Origin of the sequence: Defluviimonas salinarum (assembly GCF_026013545.1) — a bacterium.
GTDB classification, from domain to species: Bacteria; Pseudomonadota; Alphaproteobacteria; order Rhodobacterales; family Rhodobacteraceae; genus Albidovulum; species Albidovulum salinarum.
Genome location: NZ_JAPDOG010000016.1, coordinates 76,427 through 91,865, shown reverse-complemented (window position 1 = coordinate 91,865; position 15,439 = coordinate 76,427). Strand labels below are relative to the sequence as shown.

Below are 15,439 nucleotides of genomic sequence, written 5' to 3'. Positions count from 1 at the left end.
TCCGGAAAAATCTGACCGGATCCGGATGGCAACAAGATTCGGGCTGCGCAGCGTTATGGGGAAATCGCGCAAACCTTTGGGTAGAACGCAAGATTTTGCGCGATCCTACACTCGCTCAGAAGTCCAGGTTCTCTACGCTCAGCGCATTCTGCTGGATGAACTCCCGCCGCGGCTCCACGACGTCGCCCATGAGCTTGGTGAAGATGTCGTCAGCCTCCGCGAGGTCGTCGATCTTCACTTGGTTCAGCACCCGCGCCGCGGGGTCGAGCGTGGTTTCCCAGAGCTGCTCGGGGTTCATCTCGCCGAGGCCCTTGTAGCGCTGCAGCGTCAGCCCCTTCTCGCCCTCGGCAAGGATCGCCGCGAGAAGCTCCATCGGCCCGTGAATCAGCTGCTCGCGGTCCTTGCGCACCAGCTTGGCGATGCCGCCATAGACCTCCTGCAGCGCCGCGGTATGGGTCGCGAGCCGCCGCGCCTCGCCCGAGCGCAGGATCTGGCCGTCGAGCGTGCGGACCTCCTCGACGCCCCTGAGCGAGCGCGAGAACCTCAATCCGTGGTCCTGGGTCGGACGGCCCTGCCAGCCGCGCTCGTATTCCACCGCCACCTCGTCGAGCCGGCGCGAGACCTCGTCGGCCACGCCCTGCGCATCGGCATCGACCCGGCCCGCGACCAGCGCGCCGGCGATCGTCGCCTGTTCGAGGATGTGCATCGGGTAATGCGTCGGGAAGGCCATCAGGCTTTTCCGCACCACCCGCGCCTCCTCGACCACGCGGGAGAGATCGGCGCCGGTGATTTCCTCGCCGGTGCCGAGCCGCAGCACCGCGCCCTCGACGCCCTGCTGGATGAGGTAATCCTCCAGTGCCGCCTGGTCCTTGAGGTAGACCTCCGACTTGCCGCGCGCGACCTTGTAAAGGGGCGGCTCGGCAATGAAGAGATGGCCGTGCTCGATCAGCTCCGGCATCTGCCGGAAGAAGAAGGTGAGCAGAAGCGTCCGGATATGGGCGCCGTCGACGTCGGCATCGGTCATGATGATGACCTTGTGGTAGCGGAGCTTGCCGAGGTTGAACTCGTCGCGCCCGATCCCGGTGCCCAGAGCGGTGATCAGCGTGCCGATCTGCTCCGAGCCGAGCATCCGGTCGAACCGCGCCCGCTCCACGTTGAGGATCTTGCCCCGGAGCGGCAGCACCGCCTGGTTCTTCCGCTCGCGCCCCTGCTTGGCCGACCCGCCGGCCGAGTCCCCCTCGACGAGGAACAGTTCCGACAAAGCCGGATCCTTCTCCTGGCAATCGGCGAGCTTGCCGGGCAGCGAGGCCACATCCATCGCCGTCTTCCTGCGCGTCAATTCCCGCGCCTTGCGCGCCGCTTCCCGCGCCAGAGCCGCCTCGATGATCTTGCCGACGATCACCTTGGCCTCGGCGGGATGCTCTTCGAACCACTCGCCGAGCTTCTCGCCCACGAGGTTCTCGACCGCCGGCCGCACCTCGGAACTGACCAGCTTGTCCTTGGTCTGCGAGGAGAACTTCGGATCCGGCACCTTGACCGACAAGACACAGGTCAGCCCCTCGCGCGCGTCGTCGCCGGTGAAGTCGACCTTCTCCCTCTTGGCGATGCCCGAGGATTGCGCATAGGCGTTGATCGTTCGCGTCAGCGCGCCGCGGAAGCCCGCCAGATGCGTGCCGCCGTCGCGCTGGGGGATGTTGTTGGTGAACGGCAGCACCGTCTCGTGGTAGCTGTCGTTCCACCACATCGCGACCTCGACGCCGATGCCGCCGCGCTCGCCGGTGATGAAGATCGGCTCGGGCATCGCCGAGGTCTTGTGACGGTCGAGATATTTCACGAACTCGCGCACGCCGCCGTCATAGAAAAGCTCCGTGCGCTGCAATTCGGCGCCGCGATTGTCCTCGAGGATGATCTTCACGCCGGAATTTAGGAAGGCGAGTTCGCGCAGCCGCGTCTCCAGCGTCTTGAACACATAGTCGAGGTTCGAGAATGTGCCGTTCGGATCGCTGACCTTCGACGAGGCGAGGAACCGAACCTCGGTCCCCTTCTCGCCCGGCGCGGCATCGCCCACGACCCGCAGCGGCTCGGCGGTCTCGCCATGCACGAACTTGGCGTAATGCTCCTTGCCGTTCCGCCAGATCCGAAGCTCCAGCCAGTCCGACAGCGCGTTCACGACCGAGACGCCGACGCCGTGAAGCCCGCCCGAGACCTTGTAGCTGTTCTGGTCGAACTTCCCCCCGGCGTGGAGTTGGGTCATGATCACCTCGGCGGCAGAGACGCCCTCGGTCGGGTGCATGTCGGTCGGAATCCCCCGCCCGTTGTCGCGAACCGAGACCGAGTTGTCGGCGTGAATCCGCACCCGCACGAAGTCGGCGTGACCGGCCAGAGCCTCGTCGATGCCGTTGTCGACAACCTCGTAGACCATGTGGTGCAGGCCCGAGCCGTCGTCGGTGTCGCCGATATACATGCCGGGCCGCTTGCGAACAGCCTCCAGGCCCTTGAGAACCTTGATGGAATCGGCGCCGTATTCGCTCGGCTTCTGCGTCTCGTCGGTCATGCCCGCTCGCCCCGGTTTTTGCTGCCCATCTTATAGGGGCTGCGGGGGGGATTGTCACGCCGAAGCCACAAGATTTAGGGGTGCGGGCGAGGTCGAACACGGCGCGCGGAGCATAGTTCGTCTGCCCCGTCGCGTCACCCTCCCTTCCTGATGCGGATGGCTGTCTTGCTGACGAAGCAGTCGTTGGCGGCATTCGCTACTTTGTGGTAGCCTCCGGTCCGTAACATCTATTTGCAGGAGGCTTAGTCACCGCAAGTCCATTGCTCCTGTGCGGACCCAAGAGTAACCTCCACATCATCGCTGAGCATAGTTCTCTTCAGGACTCCGCAGATGGCTTCGCTCAACCTGGTGATAAGGCCTGCACGCGCCGGTGACGGGGCCTCGGTATTCGAGATCACCCGCGATTCCGTTGCAGGGCTGGCCGGAGACTTCTACTCGGAACAGCAGATCATTAACTGGATGGGTGAAAGAACCCCCGAGTTCTATGAAAATCTCATATCGCATGGCCGTATGTTCGTTGCGGTGCGAGAGGATGGCAGGGCGGTCGGGTTCGTCGATACGGTGCCTGGCGAGGTGACACGAATGTTCATCTTGCCGGAGGCCGCAGGTCAGGGCCTGGGATCGCACCTGCTAGCCCTGGGAATCGCCAAGGCATCGGAGGGCTTTTCTGGTCCGATCACCGTGGAAGCTACACTGAACGCCGTGCGGTTCTACGAGAAGCACGGCTTCGTGGCGCTGCACCGCTCAATTTCTTCTCACGCGGTGGGTGGCGCCACCTTCGAGATCATGCACATGGAACTTGTGAAATGACACCAATGTACTTTTCAACCAACGCAGTTTCTGTCCTTGCGGAAACTGGTTCGCATTTCTCTGACAGCACCCTTTAAGAGGGTGCCCGGGCAATCTCACCCGACCGACATCTGCCACGGATGGGCTAAAACAATCCTCGAACGACGAAAATACATCAATGCCAAGACTATAGAGAAGCGCCGCTTGCTGCATCGACAAAGCGCGGCAAAAGCAGAAAGCTCAATGAGCCCGGCCTACCGTTCGAAATCGGCTGCTCGCATTCCAATTCATCTGCAGACGAACACTCATCATTCGTTGCATCTATGGGCAGGCGGAAAGTAGCAACAGGAATCGCGACCGGCAATTTGGGAATGACCGCTCTGGGCTCGATGCGGCCGTCAAGGCTCAGGCTTCAAACCTCCACCAGCCCGATCACCAGCCCGACCGCGATCAACATCACCCCCGCCGTCACGTTGATCCGCCAGAGCGCGCGGGGCGACTTCAAGAGGCTCCGCGCCTCGCCGACCAGCAGCGCCAGGAGGAGGTTGCCAATCAGCGGCACCGTCATAGAGGCCAGCGCGATCGCCACGATGTCGGGCGCGCTCACATGGCGCAGGTCGAAGAAGCCCGGCAGCACGCCCATGTAGAAGAGGACCGCCTTGGGGTTGCCGAGGATCGCCGCGATCCCGGCCATGAACCCCGCCCATCGCCCCGGCCGGGTCAACCGCCGGTCGGTCGAGACCGGCTCGCCCGCGTGGCGGATCAGGAGCCAGCCCATCACGACGAAAACGACGACCGCGACATAGCGCATGACCGTCATGAACTGGTCGAACTGATCGACGACCCAGGCGAGCCCGAAGATCGCGACCAGCGGCCAGACGAGATCGCCGATGGTGACGCCGACGGCGAGCGGCCAGGCGCTCGCGAAGCCACCCGACAGCGCGCGCGCGGTGAGCGCGACCCAGACCGGCCCGGGCGTCAGCCACAGGAGGCCGAGCGCGCCGGCATAGAGGAGAAGGGAGGCGGGGGTGACGGTCATGGCGGTCTCTGTCCGGTGTCGGTACGCGCGCTGTACGCTTACGGCACGCCGGCTGCACGGGAAATGTTCAGCGATCCGTCCTCTTCGAGCGGCCAGAAAGGATTCATCGCGACCTCCCAGACATGGCCGTCGGGATCGGCGTAATAGCCTGAATAGCCGCCCCAGAACACCTTCTCGGGCTTCTTGAGTGCCTCGGCCCCGGCGGCGACCGCCGCCCTCCACGCCGCATCCACTTCCGCCTCGCTCGCAAAGTTCTGCGCCAGCGTCATCGCCCCGGTCCCGAGCCGCACACCGGGTCGCCCCTGATCCTCGGCCAGCGCCGCGCGTCCGAAGAGACCGAGCACCGCGCCATGGATCTGGAAGAAGACCACGTTCTCCTGCGCCTCGGCCGGATGCCAGCCGAGCGACTCGTAGAAGGCCCGCGACCGGGCGAGGTCGTCGACGCCGAGGGTGATGAGCGTAACCCGTTGTGGTGTCATGACAAATCCCTCTCTCTCACGGTCGACAACCCGCTGTCGTCGGTCACTTCGAACGCCTGCGCCCGGGCGCCCAGCGTCTCGAACAGTTCCGCCCCGGTCCCGGTCAGGAAGGCCTGTGCGCCCAATGCACAAAGCTCGTCATAAAGCGCGGCGCGGCGCCCGGCATCGAGATGGGCCGCGACCTCGTCGAGCAGGAGGATCGGCGGCGCCCCGAAATCCTCGGCCAGCGCACGGGCATTGGCAAGGATGAGCGAGATCAGCAACGCCTTCTGCTCGCCGGTCGAGGCCTGCGCGGCAGGCATGCCCTTGGCCGCATAGACGGCGCCGAGATCGGCCCGGTGCGGTCCGATGAGAGTGCGCCCCGCGGCCATGTCGCGGCTCCGAACGGCGCTATAAGCTTCAGACAACGCACTGGCACCATTGGGAAAATCATCTCCTTCCGGCCCGAGGATCGTCAGATCCGCCACCGGAAAGGCGGTTTCCGCCCCCGCCTGTGCGGCGGTCACCCGCGCCACCGCGGCGGCACGGTTCGCCTGGATCGCCGCCCCCGCCTCGGCCATCTGCACCTCGAGTGCCGCGTACCAGCCCGCGTCGCGCACCTCGTCCCGTAGAAGCCGGTTCCGCTCCCGCATCGCCTTTTCATAGGCGAGCACCGCCTCGGCATGGGAGGGCTCGAACGAGAGCGTCATCCGGTCGAGAAACCGCCGCCGCCCCTCGGCCCCCTCGATCCAGAGCCGGTCCATCGCCGGCACCAGCCAGAGCATCCGGGCGATCCGCCCCAAGGCCGCCTGCGCCGCCGCCTTGCCGTCGATCGTGACCGCCCGGCTCGCGCCCGGTTCCGCGAAGGTCTCGACCTCGTGGACCTGGTGCAGGCTCCGGAGTTCCGCCCTCAGCTTCCAGCCGAGCGCCTCCGGCCGCCGCGCGATCTCATCGGGCGTCGCGCGCCGCAAGCCCCGCCCCGGCGACAGGAGCGACACCGCCTCGAGAATGTTGGTCTTGCCCGCCCCGTTCGGCCCGAAGATCGCCACCGGACGGCCGTCGAACGCGATCTCCGTCCGCCGGTGCGAACGGAAATGCGACAGGAGCAGAAATGTCACGGCAAGCCCCGGCAAGACCGCTCAGCCTTTCATCTTGCCAATAATATCCCCGCCGGAGGCTCCGGCGAAGCCGGATCAGACCCGCATCGGCATTACGACATAGACCGCCGAGGTGTCGTTGCCCTCGCGCATCAGGGTCGGATCGCCCGAGGAGTTGAACAGGAACACCGCGTTCTCGCGGTCGACCTGGCTCGCGATCTCGAGGAGATACTTGGCGTTGAAACCGATCTCCAGCCGCTCGTCGCCGTAAGCCACTGCCAGTTCCTCCTCGGCCGCGCCGGCATCCGGCGCGTTGACCGAGAGGACCAGCCGGTCCTCGTCGAGCTGCAGCTTGACCGCGCGCGAGCGCTCCGAGGACACCGTCGCCACCCGGTCCACCGCCTTGGCGAATTCCTGGGCATCGACCTCGAGCCGCCGCGTGTTGCCGGTCGGGATGACGCGGGAATAGTCGGGGAAGGTGCCGTCGATGACCTTGGACGTCAGCGTGATAGCCGGTGCAGCGAAGCGGACCTTGGTCTCCGAGACCGAGACCGCGATCTGGGTCTCGTCGTCGTCGAGCAGCTTGCGGAGCTCGCCCACCGTCTTGCGGGGCACGATCACGCCCGGCATCGCCGACGCGCCCTCCGGCAGGGCCGCGTCGATCCGCGCCAGCCGGTGACCGTCGGTCGCGACGCAGCGCAGGACCTGGCCGTCCTCGCCCTGCGCCACATGCATGTAGACGCCATTGAGGTAGTAGCGCGTCTCCTCGGTCGAGATCGCGAACTTCGACTTGTCGAAGAGCCGGCGCAGCACCGGCGCGGGGGCCGAGAAATTCGCGGTGTATTCCGACGAGGCCATCACCGGGAAGTCTTCTTTCGGCAGGGTCGCGAGCGAGAAGGTCGACCGCCCTGCCTCGACTGTCAGCCGCCCCGCGGCGCTGTCGTCGGTCAGTTGCACCAGCGCCCCGTCGGGCAGCTTGCGCACGATCTCGTGCAGCATCACCGCCGAGACGGTCGTCGCGCCGGCACGCTCGACCTGGGCCGGGGCCTTGTCCACGACCTCGATGTCGAGGTCGGTGGCGCGGAAGCTCACCGTATTGCCTTCCGCCTCGATCAGAACGTTGGCGAGAATGGGGATCGTGTTGCGCCGCTCCACGACAGACTGCGCCTGGCCCACCGCTTTCAGAAGCGTTGCGCGCTCGATACTGATCTTCATATCCGTCCCCTTGAGATCGCCGGGAGGGGAAAGTTAGCAACTTTCCCCCGAGGCTCAAGAATTTTCGGGACTGTCCGATGGAATGGACAGAGGGTCAAGGCCGCTTCGCGCGCTTTCAGCCTTCCAGGAGCCGACGCAGCATGTTGAGATCCTCGGAGAGCTGGCTGTCCGTCGTCTTCAGCTCCTCGACCTTGCGGATCCCGTGCATGATCGTGGTGTGATCGCGCCCGCCGAACCGGCGGCCGATCTCCGGCAGCGACCGGGTGGTCAGCGTCTTGGCGAGATACATCGCCACCTGCCGCGGACGGGCAATGGTGCGCACCCGCTTCGGGCCGATCATGTCGGACAGCCGGATGTTGTAGTGCTCGGCCACCTTGCGCTGGATCTCCTCGATCGTGACCTTGCGGTCGGAAGCGCGAAGGATGTCGGCGAGGCAGTCCTGCGCGAGGTCGAGCGTGATCTCGCGCCCGACGAGGCTCGCGAAGGCGAAGAGCCGGGTCAGCGCGCCCTCGAGAACGCGGACATTGGTGGTGATCCGGTGGGCGAGGAATTCCAGCACCCCGTTCGCGAGCTTCAGCGCCGGATACTGGCCGCGGTACTGCTCGGCCTTCTGCTGGAGGATGCCGAGCCGCAGTTCGTAGTCGGTCGGGTGCAGGTCGACGACAAGCCCGCACTGCAGGCGGCTCTTGATCCGCTCCTCGAGATCCTTGATCTCACCCGGCGCGCGGTCGGCCGAGATGATGATCTGCTTGTTCTGGTCCACGAGCGCGTTGAACGTGTGGAAGAATTCCTCCTGCGTCGATTCCTTGCCGGCGATGAACTGGACGTCATCGACCATCAGCACGTCGACCGAGCGGAACATCTCCTTGAAGCCCATGATCTCCTTCTCGCGCAGCGCCTGCACGAAACGGTACATGAATTGCTCGGCCGAGAGGTAGAGCACGCGGAGATCGGGCTGGCGGGTCTGCAGCTCGTGGGCGACGGCATGCATGAGGTGGGTCTTGCCGAGGCCGACGCCGCCGTAGAGGAACAGCGGATTGAAGGTCACGGGGCCGCCCTCGGCGACGCGGCGGGCGGCGGCGTGGGCAAGCTCGTTCGGCTTGCCGACGACAAAGCTGTCGAAGGTGAAGCGGGCGTCGAGCGGCGCGCCGGGCAGCTCGGCATCGTCGCCGGCGCGCGGAGCGTTGCGCGAGGCACGATTCGGCTTGGCCTCGGCCTTGGCGGGCGCGGCGTCGCGCTGCGTCGGGACGTGGAACTCGACCCGCTCGACCTCGGCGCCGACACGGGTCAGGTGCTGGCGAATCTGTTCGGCGAAATTGCGCGACACCCAGTCGCGCATGAACTTCGTCGGGACCTCGAACCTGGCGATGCCGTTCTCGAGCGTGTCGAGCTTCAGCGGCTCGATCCAGGACGCGAAGTTGTTCTTGCCAACGGACTTGAGAAGTTCATTTCGGACCTGCCCCCAGGATTCTTCGATCATTTTTCGCTTTCTCACGTCTCTTACCAAAGTCCCGCGCCGCAGAAGCGCAGGCCCCTCCACCCATGTCGACCCAGCGTCCGTCCGGGTAGATAACGCTCCGCCGTCCGGCTGGTTACCGGCTTCGTCTCGCCTCCAGCCGGAGGCGTAAGCATCATGGACATGGCAGCATCGGATAAGAACCAGATCCCGCCGGACCCGGCCCCCCAACAAGAGCCTGAAGCACAGACCGACGGTCCGCACCTTGAACCAAGCCCGCGCGCCGCAAACATCGACGCACGCACTGGGACTAGGCAGGTGCAGCGCCTGCCCGATCCCACTGGTTACCGCATGTCTCCCCAAGACGATGTGAATCGCAAGCTGACGCTAGCAAGTCGGGCGAAGGCCCCGCAACAGAACTTCGCGCTTGACTCACGCTTTGCCGAAACGAATCCGCCAGGTCGTGCAAAAGGGGCACAGGGGCGTGCTGGCGATGCAAAATGCAAAAGGCGCAGCCCCGGGCTGCGCCTTTCGATTTCTCATTCTTTTGAAGGCCTTAGGCGGTCAGAGCCTTCACGCGAGCGGCCAGGCGCGACATTTTGCGCGCGGCGGTGTTCTTGTGAACGACGCCCTTTGTCACGCCGCGGGCCAGTTCCGGCTGGGCGGCGCGCAGAGCGGCTGCGGCCGATTCCTGGTTGCCGGAGGCGATCGCCTCTTCGACCTTCCGAAGGAAGGTGCGAATCCGCGAACGGCGGGCTTTGTTGACGTCTTGACGGCGCTCGGACTGGCGGGCGCGCTTCTTGGACTGGGGCGTATTGGCCATATGTGGTTTCCCAACTTCCGGGTCTGTTTCGATACGATAACGCGACAGAACCCGGGTTCCCAGTGAACCGGTCGATTCTAGCCTGAGCGGGCTCCACGCGCATGTGACCGCGCTCCCTTAAGGGAAAACGCGGGCAATGGAAAGAGGTTTCAGCGGTCGCGGAACTGCGGCTGGCGCTTTTCGAGGAAGGCGCTCATGCCCTCCTTCTGGTCCTCGGTGGCGAAGAGCGCGTGGAAGAGGCGCCGCTCGAATAGGAGGCCCTCGCGCAGCGTCGTCTCGTAGCTGCGGTTCACCGCCTCCTTCACCGCCATCGTGGCGAGCGCGGATTTCTCGGTGATCTTGCGGGCCGCGGCCATCGCCTCGGGCAGGAGCTTGGCGGCCGGCACGACGCGGCTGACGAGACCCGAACGCTCGGCCTCGGCGGCGTCCATGAAACGCCCGGTCAGGTGCATGTCCATCGACTTTGCCTTGCCGACGAAGCGTGTCAGCCGCTGGGTGCCGCCGATTCCGGCGACGACGCCGAGATTGATCTCGGGCTGGCCGAATTTCGCGGTGTCGGCGGCGATGATGAAGTCGCACATCATCGCCAGCTCGCAGCCGCCGCCGAGCGCATAGCCCGCGACGGCCGCGATGATCGGCTTGCGGCAGCGCAGCATCGGCTCGGTATTTGCGCCGAAGAGGTCGCTGGTGAAGACGTCGACGAAGCTCTTCTCCGACATCTCCTTGATGTCGGCGCCGGCCGCGAAGGCCTTTTCCGACCCGGTGAGGACGATGCAGCGCACCTTGTCGTTGGCGTCCGCGGCGGCGAGTGCGTCGCCCAGTTCGTCGAGGAGTTTCGCGTTGAGCGCGTTGAGCGCGTCCGGCCGGTTCAGGCGGATGAGCGCGACGTAGTCTTCGATCTCGACGATCAAGGTCTCGTAAGCCATGCGAGGGGCCTTTCGTTCTGCTTTGATGGCAACACCTATCAGCCCGACCGGCGGGATCAAGTCATCTTTGGCAGGCGGGGCAGTAGAAGGTGGAACGTCCGGACTGGACGATTCGGCGGATCGTGCCGGTGCAGCTGTCGTTCCGGCAGGCCTCGCCCGCGCGGTCATAGGCGCGGAAGGCATGCTGGAAATAGCCGAGTTCGCCATCGGCCTGGCGGTAGTCCTTGAGGGAGGATCCGCCGGCCTCGATCGCCTCGCCGAGGACCGAGCGCACAATTGGGACAAGCGCGGCGACCCGCGCCGCCGCGATCTGCCCGGCCTTGCGGCGCGGGTCGATCCGGGCGCGGTTTAGGACCTCGCAGACATAGATGTTGCCGAGCCCCGCCACGAGCCTCTGGTCGAGGAGCGCGGCCTTGACCGGCGTGCTCCGCCCCTTGAGCCGGGCAACCAGGTAGTCCTCGTCGAAACGGTTGCCGAGCGGCTCGGGGCCGATGTCGCGCAGGAGCCAGTGGTCGTCGGCCTCCGCCGTCTCCATCAGGTCCATCGCGCCGAAGCGGCGGGCGTCGTTGAAGGTCACGCGCGCGCCACCCTCCATGTCGAGGACGACATGGTCGTGTTTTGCCGGCAGCGGATGGGCATGGTGAAAGCCGCCGATCGTCACACCCGAGATCAGCATCCGTCCCGACATGCCGAGATGGACAAGGAGCGTCTCGCCGGTCGAAAGGTCGGCGAGGATGTATTTCGAGCGCCGCCTGAGCCCCAGAACCCGCGCGCCGGTCAGCCGCCCGGCCATCCGTTCGGGGAAGGGAAAGCGCAGGTCCGGGCGGTTCACCTGCGCGCGCTCGATCACGCGCCCCTCCATCGCGGGCACGAGCCCCCGGCGCACGGTTTCGACTTCGGGCAGTTCGGGCATTTCGCCTCGTGTCCTTTCCGCCGCATTGTCTCTGCGGCCAAGGCTTCTATAAGAAGGGCGAGTTCAACGGAACGGCAAGGGGCCATGACCGAGACCGATACCCGCACCACCCATTTCGGGTTCAAGACCGTCGCCGAGGGCGACAAGGCCGGGATGGTGCATGGCGTCTTCACCCGCGTCGCCAACCGCTACGACATCATGAACGACCTGATGAGCGCGGGAATCCACCGGCTCTGGAAGGACGCGATGATGGACTGGCTCGCACCGCGTCCGGGCTCGCGGCTCCTTGACGTCGCGGGCGGGACCGGCGACATCGCCTTCCGCTACCTCAAGCGTGCCGAAGGCGCGACCGCGACCGTGCTCGACATGACCGAGTCGATGCTACTCGAAGGCCAGAAACGCGCCGATGCCGAGAACATGGCTGACCGTCTCACCTGGGTCGTGGGCGACGCGATGGCGCTGCCGTTCGAGGCGAACACCTTCGACTGCTACACGATCAGCTTCGGGATCCGGAACGTCACCCGCATTCCCGACGCGCTGTCGGAGGCTTACCGCGTGCTGAAGCCCGGCGGCCGGCTGATGGTGCTCGAATTCAGCCAGATCCCGAACCCGGGCCTGCAATGGGCCTATGACCGCTATTCCTTCAACGTGATCCCGGTGATGGGCCAGATCGTCGCGAACGACCGCGACAGCTACCAGTACCTCGTCGAGTCGATCCGCAAGTTCCCCGACCAGGAGAGCTTCGCCGCGATGATCCGCGCCGCGGGCTTCGAGCAGGTCAAGTACCGCAACCTCACGATGGGCGTCGCGGCGCTCCATTCCGGCTGGAAGATCTGAGCATTGCGCGGTCCCCATAATCTCTGGCGCCTGATCCGTACCGGCGCGACCTTCGAGCGGACCGGCGCGATGAAGATCGCGCTCGAGGCGATGGAAACGCCGCCGCGGCTCCGGCTTCTCGCGCGCGTCGTCGGCTGGCCGTTCAAGTGGCTTGGCTATCGCGGCAACCCGGCCGAGCCGCCGGTGACGCGGGCACTGACGGCACTCGGACCCGCCTACATCAAGTTCGGCCAGATGCTCTCGACCCGGCCCGACGTGGTCGGCGAGGAGCTCGCGAACCAGCTCCGTGTCCTGCAGGACAAGCTGCCGCCCTTCCCGACCTCGGTCGCCAAGGCGACGGTCGAGGCCGAGCTCGGCCAGCCGGTGGATGCGCTATTCTCGGAATTTTCCGAGCCGGTGGCGGCGGCCTCGATCGCGCAGGTGCACCGCGCCCGGCTCGCCGGCAGGGGCGAGGAAGTGGCCGTCAAGGTGCTGCGCCCGGGGATCGAGCGCGCGTTCCAGCGCGATATCGACGCCTTCCATTTCGCTGCCGGACTGATCGAGCTGCTGCTGCCGGGATCGCGGCGGCTCCGGCCCTCCGATGTGATCAGCCATTTCGAGAGCGTGGTGATGGGCGAGCTGGATCTCCGGCTCGAAAGCTCTGCCGCCTCGGAATTCGCCGCCAACACCGAAAAGGACGAAGGCTTCCAGGTGCCCGCGCCGCATTGGGACCTGTCGTCGCGGCGGGTGATGACGCTCGGTTGGGCCGAGGGGATCCCGCTCGGCGATGTCGCGGCGATCCGCGCGGCGGGCCACGACTGCGTGGAACTGTCCGAGCGGGTGTTGCAGCTCTTCCTCAGCCACGCGCTGCGCGACGGCTATTTCCATGCCGACATGCACCAAGGCAACCTCAAGGTCGCGCCGAACGGTGACATCATCGCCTATGATTTCGGCATCATGGGCCATATCGACGAATACACCCGGCGGGTCTATGCCGAGATCCTGATCGGCTTCATCCGCAAGGATTACCGCCGTGTCGCCGAGGTCCATTTCGAGGCGGGCTACGTCCCGCAGGACCGCGACATCGACGAGTTCGCCCGCGCGCTCCGTGCCGTGGGAGAGCCGATCTTCGGCATGGATGCGAGCCGGATCTCGATGGCGCGGCTTCTGTCCTACCTTTTCGAGGTGACCGAGCGGTTCGGGATGCAGACCCGGACCGAGCTGATTCTCTTGCAGCGCACGATGGTCGTCGTCGAGGGCGTCGCCCGCTCGCTCAATTCCAACATGAACATGTGGCAGGTCGCAAGGCCGGTGGTCGAGCGCTACATCCGCGAGAGCGTCGGCCCGAAGGCTCTGGTCCGCGACCTGGTCCTCACTGCGCGGGTGCTCGGCCGGTTCGGCCCTCGCCTGCCGCAGATCGCTGAGGCGATGCTGATCAACCAGACCGAACGCGCGGAGCCCGCGCGTCGTCGGCCGGCGCTGGAAACGGCGCTGCTGATCACGCTCGGCGCCGCGCTGGCGGGCGGCGGGTTCGCGCTCGCGATGTTGATCTGAACCGATAACCACGGCGCGCGGCGGTGCGGCGGCGGCCGTCACTGCGGCCCGGCGCCGCGCATCGCTTTGATGTCAGACGGCGAAACCACCGCGCCGCCATCCAGCACCACAACCGGGCCGTCCGGACCGTTCTGGACCTCCGCAATGCGCGCGAAGCTTTCGACATCGGAGATGCCCAGCGGCTCGCCGGCCGCGTAGCTTTCGAGCCGGAAGCTGTAGAGGCCCGCTGGCAGAGGCCCGCCCCGCGAATCCGTTCCGGCCCAGACCAGCGGCTCGTCCGAGGCCGGCGCCGGCGATCGCATCACCTCGCGCCCCTGGGAATCGTAGGCGACAAGCACGGTCTGGTCCGCGCCGGATTCGGGCGCCGGATAGAGCGTCAGGGGGGCGCCGTCGAACAGGGTTGGCGCCGCACTTCGCGCCTCCATTCCGACCCAGGACGCCATCTGCGCCATGCCCGAGAGACCGAGCTGAGACGAAAGCGATTCCAGGAGCGTGTTGGTCTTCACCTGCTGCTCGACGCCAGAGAACGTCGCCAACTGGGCAGCGTAATCGGTGGAATCGATCGGGTTCAGCGGGTCCTGGTTCTGCATCTGGGTGGTGAGCATCACGAGGAAGGTCTGGAAGTCGCTGTTGATCAGCGTCCCGTGCTGCTCTCTGGCGCGGGCCGTGGGTGCCGCCGCCTGTGATCCTGTCTGAGAGACTGCGTCCATTTCGTATTCCTTCACAGCCTGAGGTCGAGTCCGCCAGCGTCGCTCTGGCGCGACGAAATGCCTGTCGCCTCCGCCCGGTGGGCTGCAGATGCCGACTCGGCCTCTAGATCGGCGGGATCGCCTTCGGAGTCGCGTTGTGTCGCGACTGGCCGGTCCTGACCGTGCCCGAATGAAAAGGCCAGATTCGAGAAGCCGAGTTCGCGGAAATCCTGCGCCAGAATGTCGATATGGCGCCGCAGCAACTCAACCGTTTCTGGCCGGTCGGCCTGCACGTTCAACGTCAGGGCTCCGTCCTGGCTCGACATGGAAATCCGGACCCGTCCGAGTTCCTCCGGTGACAGGGTCAACTCGACCGCACCGTCGGGGAAATTCGTGATGGCGTCAGCGAGACGGTGGCCAAGACCCGGCGGCAGATGCATTGCCACAGGCCCGGCCGGTGCGGCTCGATCCGCTGCTCGGCCGCGTTGGGCAGGGTCCTGTGCCGCGTGGGCCGCAAGGTCTGAAACGCGTTCGCCGAAGGCACTGTCCGAGGGGTTCGGGCCGGACAGGTCGCCGACCGGCGTTGGTGCTGCCGCCTCGGCCGGCGTGGCGGTTCTGCTTGGCGGTGCGGTTTTCTCGGCCGCGGTCGCCGCAGGTGTCCCGATCTCTGCCGCGTTGCCGGATCGGGGTACCGGAGCGGCAGTGGTCATTGACGCTTGGACGGAAGGCGACGGGCTCGGCGCGACGGCCCGTTCCGTACTGGCCCGCGCTCCGGCTGCCGTCCCGGTTATCCGCGGCTCATCTGGATCTGCGTCAACAGCCTCGGGAACCGCGTCCCGAACTGCGCCGAGCCCGGAGGCCTCAGGCGGCGGGACTGCAGCCGCGGATTCGCGCGCCCGGAAGGATGCTGACCAAGGCATCGGTGGTTGCCCAAAGCCGGCGGGCGCCGGCGGGGTGTCGACGCGGCCTGCCGGGCCCCCGCCGGCCGCTGGCTCTGGCAGCGGCGGACCGGCTGTTCGCCGGTCCGCGTCCGATGGTGTGGCGCGCACCGGCAAAGCGAACGGCATTGCGATGTCGGGCGCTTGGCTTGCGCCCCCGGAGGATGCTGGG

The 15,439-nt window shown here is 66.1% G+C and carries 14 protein-coding genes; 3 read left to right on the top strand and 11 right to left on the bottom strand.

Features of this window, described 5'->3' with window-relative positions; genetic code table 11:
• Window positions 1-115 precede the first annotated feature (115 nt).
• On the bottom strand, window positions 116-2,554 hold the full coding sequence (gene gyrB / locus OM960_RS16875; protein ID WP_264772772.1) for a DNA topoisomerase (ATP-hydrolyzing) subunit B: 2,439 nt from the start codon (window positions 2,552-2,554) through the stop codon (window positions 116-118).
• Window positions 2,555-2,884: 330 nt separating this feature from the next.
• Here gyrB and OM960_RS16870 point away from each other — a divergent pair, with 330 nt between their 5' ends.
• The gene (locus OM960_RS16870) at window positions 2,885-3,364 is read left to right on the top strand and encodes a GNAT family N-acetyltransferase (RefSeq protein ID WP_263339384.1); all 480 of its coding nucleotides are present in this window, start codon (window positions 2,885-2,887) and stop codon (window positions 3,362-3,364) included.
• A gap of 391 nt (window positions 3,365-3,755) precedes the next feature.
• Here the strand turns inward: OM960_RS16870 and OM960_RS16865 are convergent, their stop codons facing one another.
• From OM960_RS16865 to mutM, 8 genes are all read right to left on the bottom strand, one after another.
• Complete coding sequence (locus OM960_RS16865) at window positions 3,756-4,382, bottom strand: LysE family translocator (protein ID WP_263339381.1); 627 nt, start codon at window positions 4,380-4,382, stop codon at window positions 3,756-3,758.
• Between the two features lie 38 nt (window positions 4,383-4,420).
• Window positions 4,421-4,861 carry a VOC family protein gene (locus OM960_RS16860; RefSeq protein ID WP_264772771.1) on the bottom strand — a complete coding sequence of 147 codons (441 nt, stop codon included), beginning with the start codon at window positions 4,859-4,861 and terminating at the stop codon, window positions 4,421-4,423.
• Entirely contained in the window at window positions 4,858-5,973 is a 1,116-nt protein-coding gene (gene recF / locus OM960_RS16855) for a DNA replication/repair protein RecF (protein ID WP_264772770.1), read from the bottom strand. The genes OM960_RS16860 and recF overlap by 4 nt, the downstream gene beginning before the upstream one ends.
• 60 nt (window positions 5,974-6,033) lie before the next feature.
• Entirely contained in the window at window positions 6,034-7,152 is a 1,119-nt protein-coding gene (dnaN, locus tag OM960_RS16850) for a DNA polymerase III subunit beta (protein WP_263339374.1), read from the bottom strand.
• 115 nt (window positions 7,153-7,267) lie between these two features.
• Complete coding sequence (gene dnaA / locus OM960_RS16845) at window positions 7,268-8,632, bottom strand: chromosomal replication initiator protein DnaA (protein WP_264772769.1); 1,365 nt, start codon at window positions 8,630-8,632, stop codon at window positions 7,268-7,270.
• Between the two features lie 532 nt (window positions 8,633-9,164).
• Entirely contained in the window at window positions 9,165-9,431 is a 267-nt protein-coding gene (gene rpsT / locus OM960_RS16840; protein ID WP_263339370.1) for a 30S ribosomal protein S20, read from the bottom strand.
• Between the two features lie 149 nt (window positions 9,432-9,580).
• The gene (locus tag OM960_RS16835; protein ID WP_263339368.1) at window positions 9,581-10,357 is read right to left on the bottom strand and encodes an enoyl-CoA hydratase; all 777 of its coding nucleotides are present in this window, start codon (window positions 10,355-10,357) and stop codon (window positions 9,581-9,583) included.
• A gap of 61 nt (window positions 10,358-10,418) precedes the next feature.
• Window positions 10,419-11,270, bottom strand: coding sequence for a bifunctional DNA-formamidopyrimidine glycosylase/DNA-(apurinic or apyrimidinic site) lyase (gene mutM / locus OM960_RS16830; RefSeq protein WP_264772768.1), 852 nt, complete (start codon window positions 11,268-11,270; stop codon window positions 10,419-10,421).
• Between the two features lie 84 nt (window positions 11,271-11,354).
• On the opposite strand from mutM, the gene ubiE reads away from it, so the two are divergent.
• Both ubiE and ubiB read left to right on the top strand, forming a co-directional pair.
• Window positions 11,355-12,107, top strand: a complete 753-nt coding sequence (ubiE, locus tag OM960_RS16825) for a bifunctional demethylmenaquinone methyltransferase/2-methoxy-6-polyprenyl-1,4-benzoquinol methylase UbiE (RefSeq protein ID WP_263339362.1) — start codon at window positions 11,355-11,357, stop codon at window positions 12,105-12,107.
• 3 nt (window positions 12,108-12,110) lie between these two features.
• The gene (gene ubiB / locus OM960_RS16820; RefSeq protein WP_263339359.1) at window positions 12,111-13,640 is read left to right on the top strand and encodes a 2-polyprenylphenol 6-hydroxylase; all 1,530 of its coding nucleotides are present in this window, start codon (window positions 12,111-12,113) and stop codon (window positions 13,638-13,640) included.
• A gap of 38 nt (window positions 13,641-13,678) precedes the next feature.
• Here ubiB and OM960_RS16815 read toward each other — a convergent pair whose 3' ends face one another.
• Together OM960_RS16815 and OM960_RS16810 are read right to left on the bottom strand one after the other, a co-directional pair.
• Entirely contained in the window at window positions 13,679-14,350 is a 672-nt protein-coding gene (locus OM960_RS16815) for a flagellar hook capping FlgD N-terminal domain-containing protein (protein ID WP_264772767.1), read from the bottom strand.
• A gap of 11 nt (window positions 14,351-14,361) precedes the next feature.
• Complete coding sequence (locus OM960_RS16810) at window positions 14,362-15,039, bottom strand: flagellar hook-length control protein FliK (RefSeq protein WP_264772766.1); 678 nt, start codon at window positions 15,037-15,039, stop codon at window positions 14,362-14,364.
• Window positions 15,040-15,439: the final 400 nt, after the last annotated feature.

Coding starts and splice junctions, on each gene's coding strand:
- mutM (WP_264772768.1), bottom strand. CDS start 11,270: ATGCCCGAACTGCCCGAAGTCGAAACCGTGCGCCGGGGGCTCGTGCCC.
- OM960_RS16810 (WP_264772766.1), bottom strand. CDS start 15,039: ATGACCACTGCCGCTCCGGTACCCCGATCCGGCAACGCGGCAGAGATC.
- dnaN (WP_263339374.1), bottom strand. CDS start 7,152: ATGAAGATCAGTATCGAGCGCGCAACGCTTCTGAAAGCGGTGGGCCAG.
- OM960_RS16870 (WP_263339384.1), top strand. CDS start 2,885: ATGGCTTCGCTCAACCTGGTGATAAGGCCTGCACGCGCCGGTGACGGG.
- OM960_RS16860 (WP_264772771.1), bottom strand. CDS start 4,861: ATGACACCACAACGGGTTACGCTCATCACCCTCGGCGTCGACGACCTC.
- OM960_RS16815 (WP_264772767.1), bottom strand. CDS start 14,350: ATGGACGCAGTCTCTCAGACAGGATCACAGGCGGCGGCACCCACGGCC.
- dnaA (WP_264772769.1), bottom strand. CDS start 8,632: ATGATCGAAGAATCCTGGGGGCAGGTCCGAAATGAACTTCTCAAGTCC.
- OM960_RS16835 (WP_263339368.1), bottom strand. CDS start 10,357: ATGGCTTACGAGACCTTGATCGTCGAGATCGAAGACTACGTCGCGCTC.
- gyrB (WP_264772772.1), bottom strand. CDS start 2,554: ATGACCGACGAGACGCAGAAGCCGAGCGAATACGGCGCCGATTCCATC.
- OM960_RS16865 (WP_263339381.1), bottom strand. CDS start 4,382: ATGACCGTCACCCCCGCCTCCCTTCTCCTCTATGCCGGCGCGCTCGGC.
- ubiE (WP_263339362.1), top strand. CDS start 11,355: ATGACCGAGACCGATACCCGCACCACCCATTTCGGGTTCAAGACCGTC.
- rpsT (WP_263339370.1), bottom strand. CDS start 9,431: ATGGCCAATACGCCCCAGTCCAAGAAGCGCGCCCGCCAGTCCGAGCGC.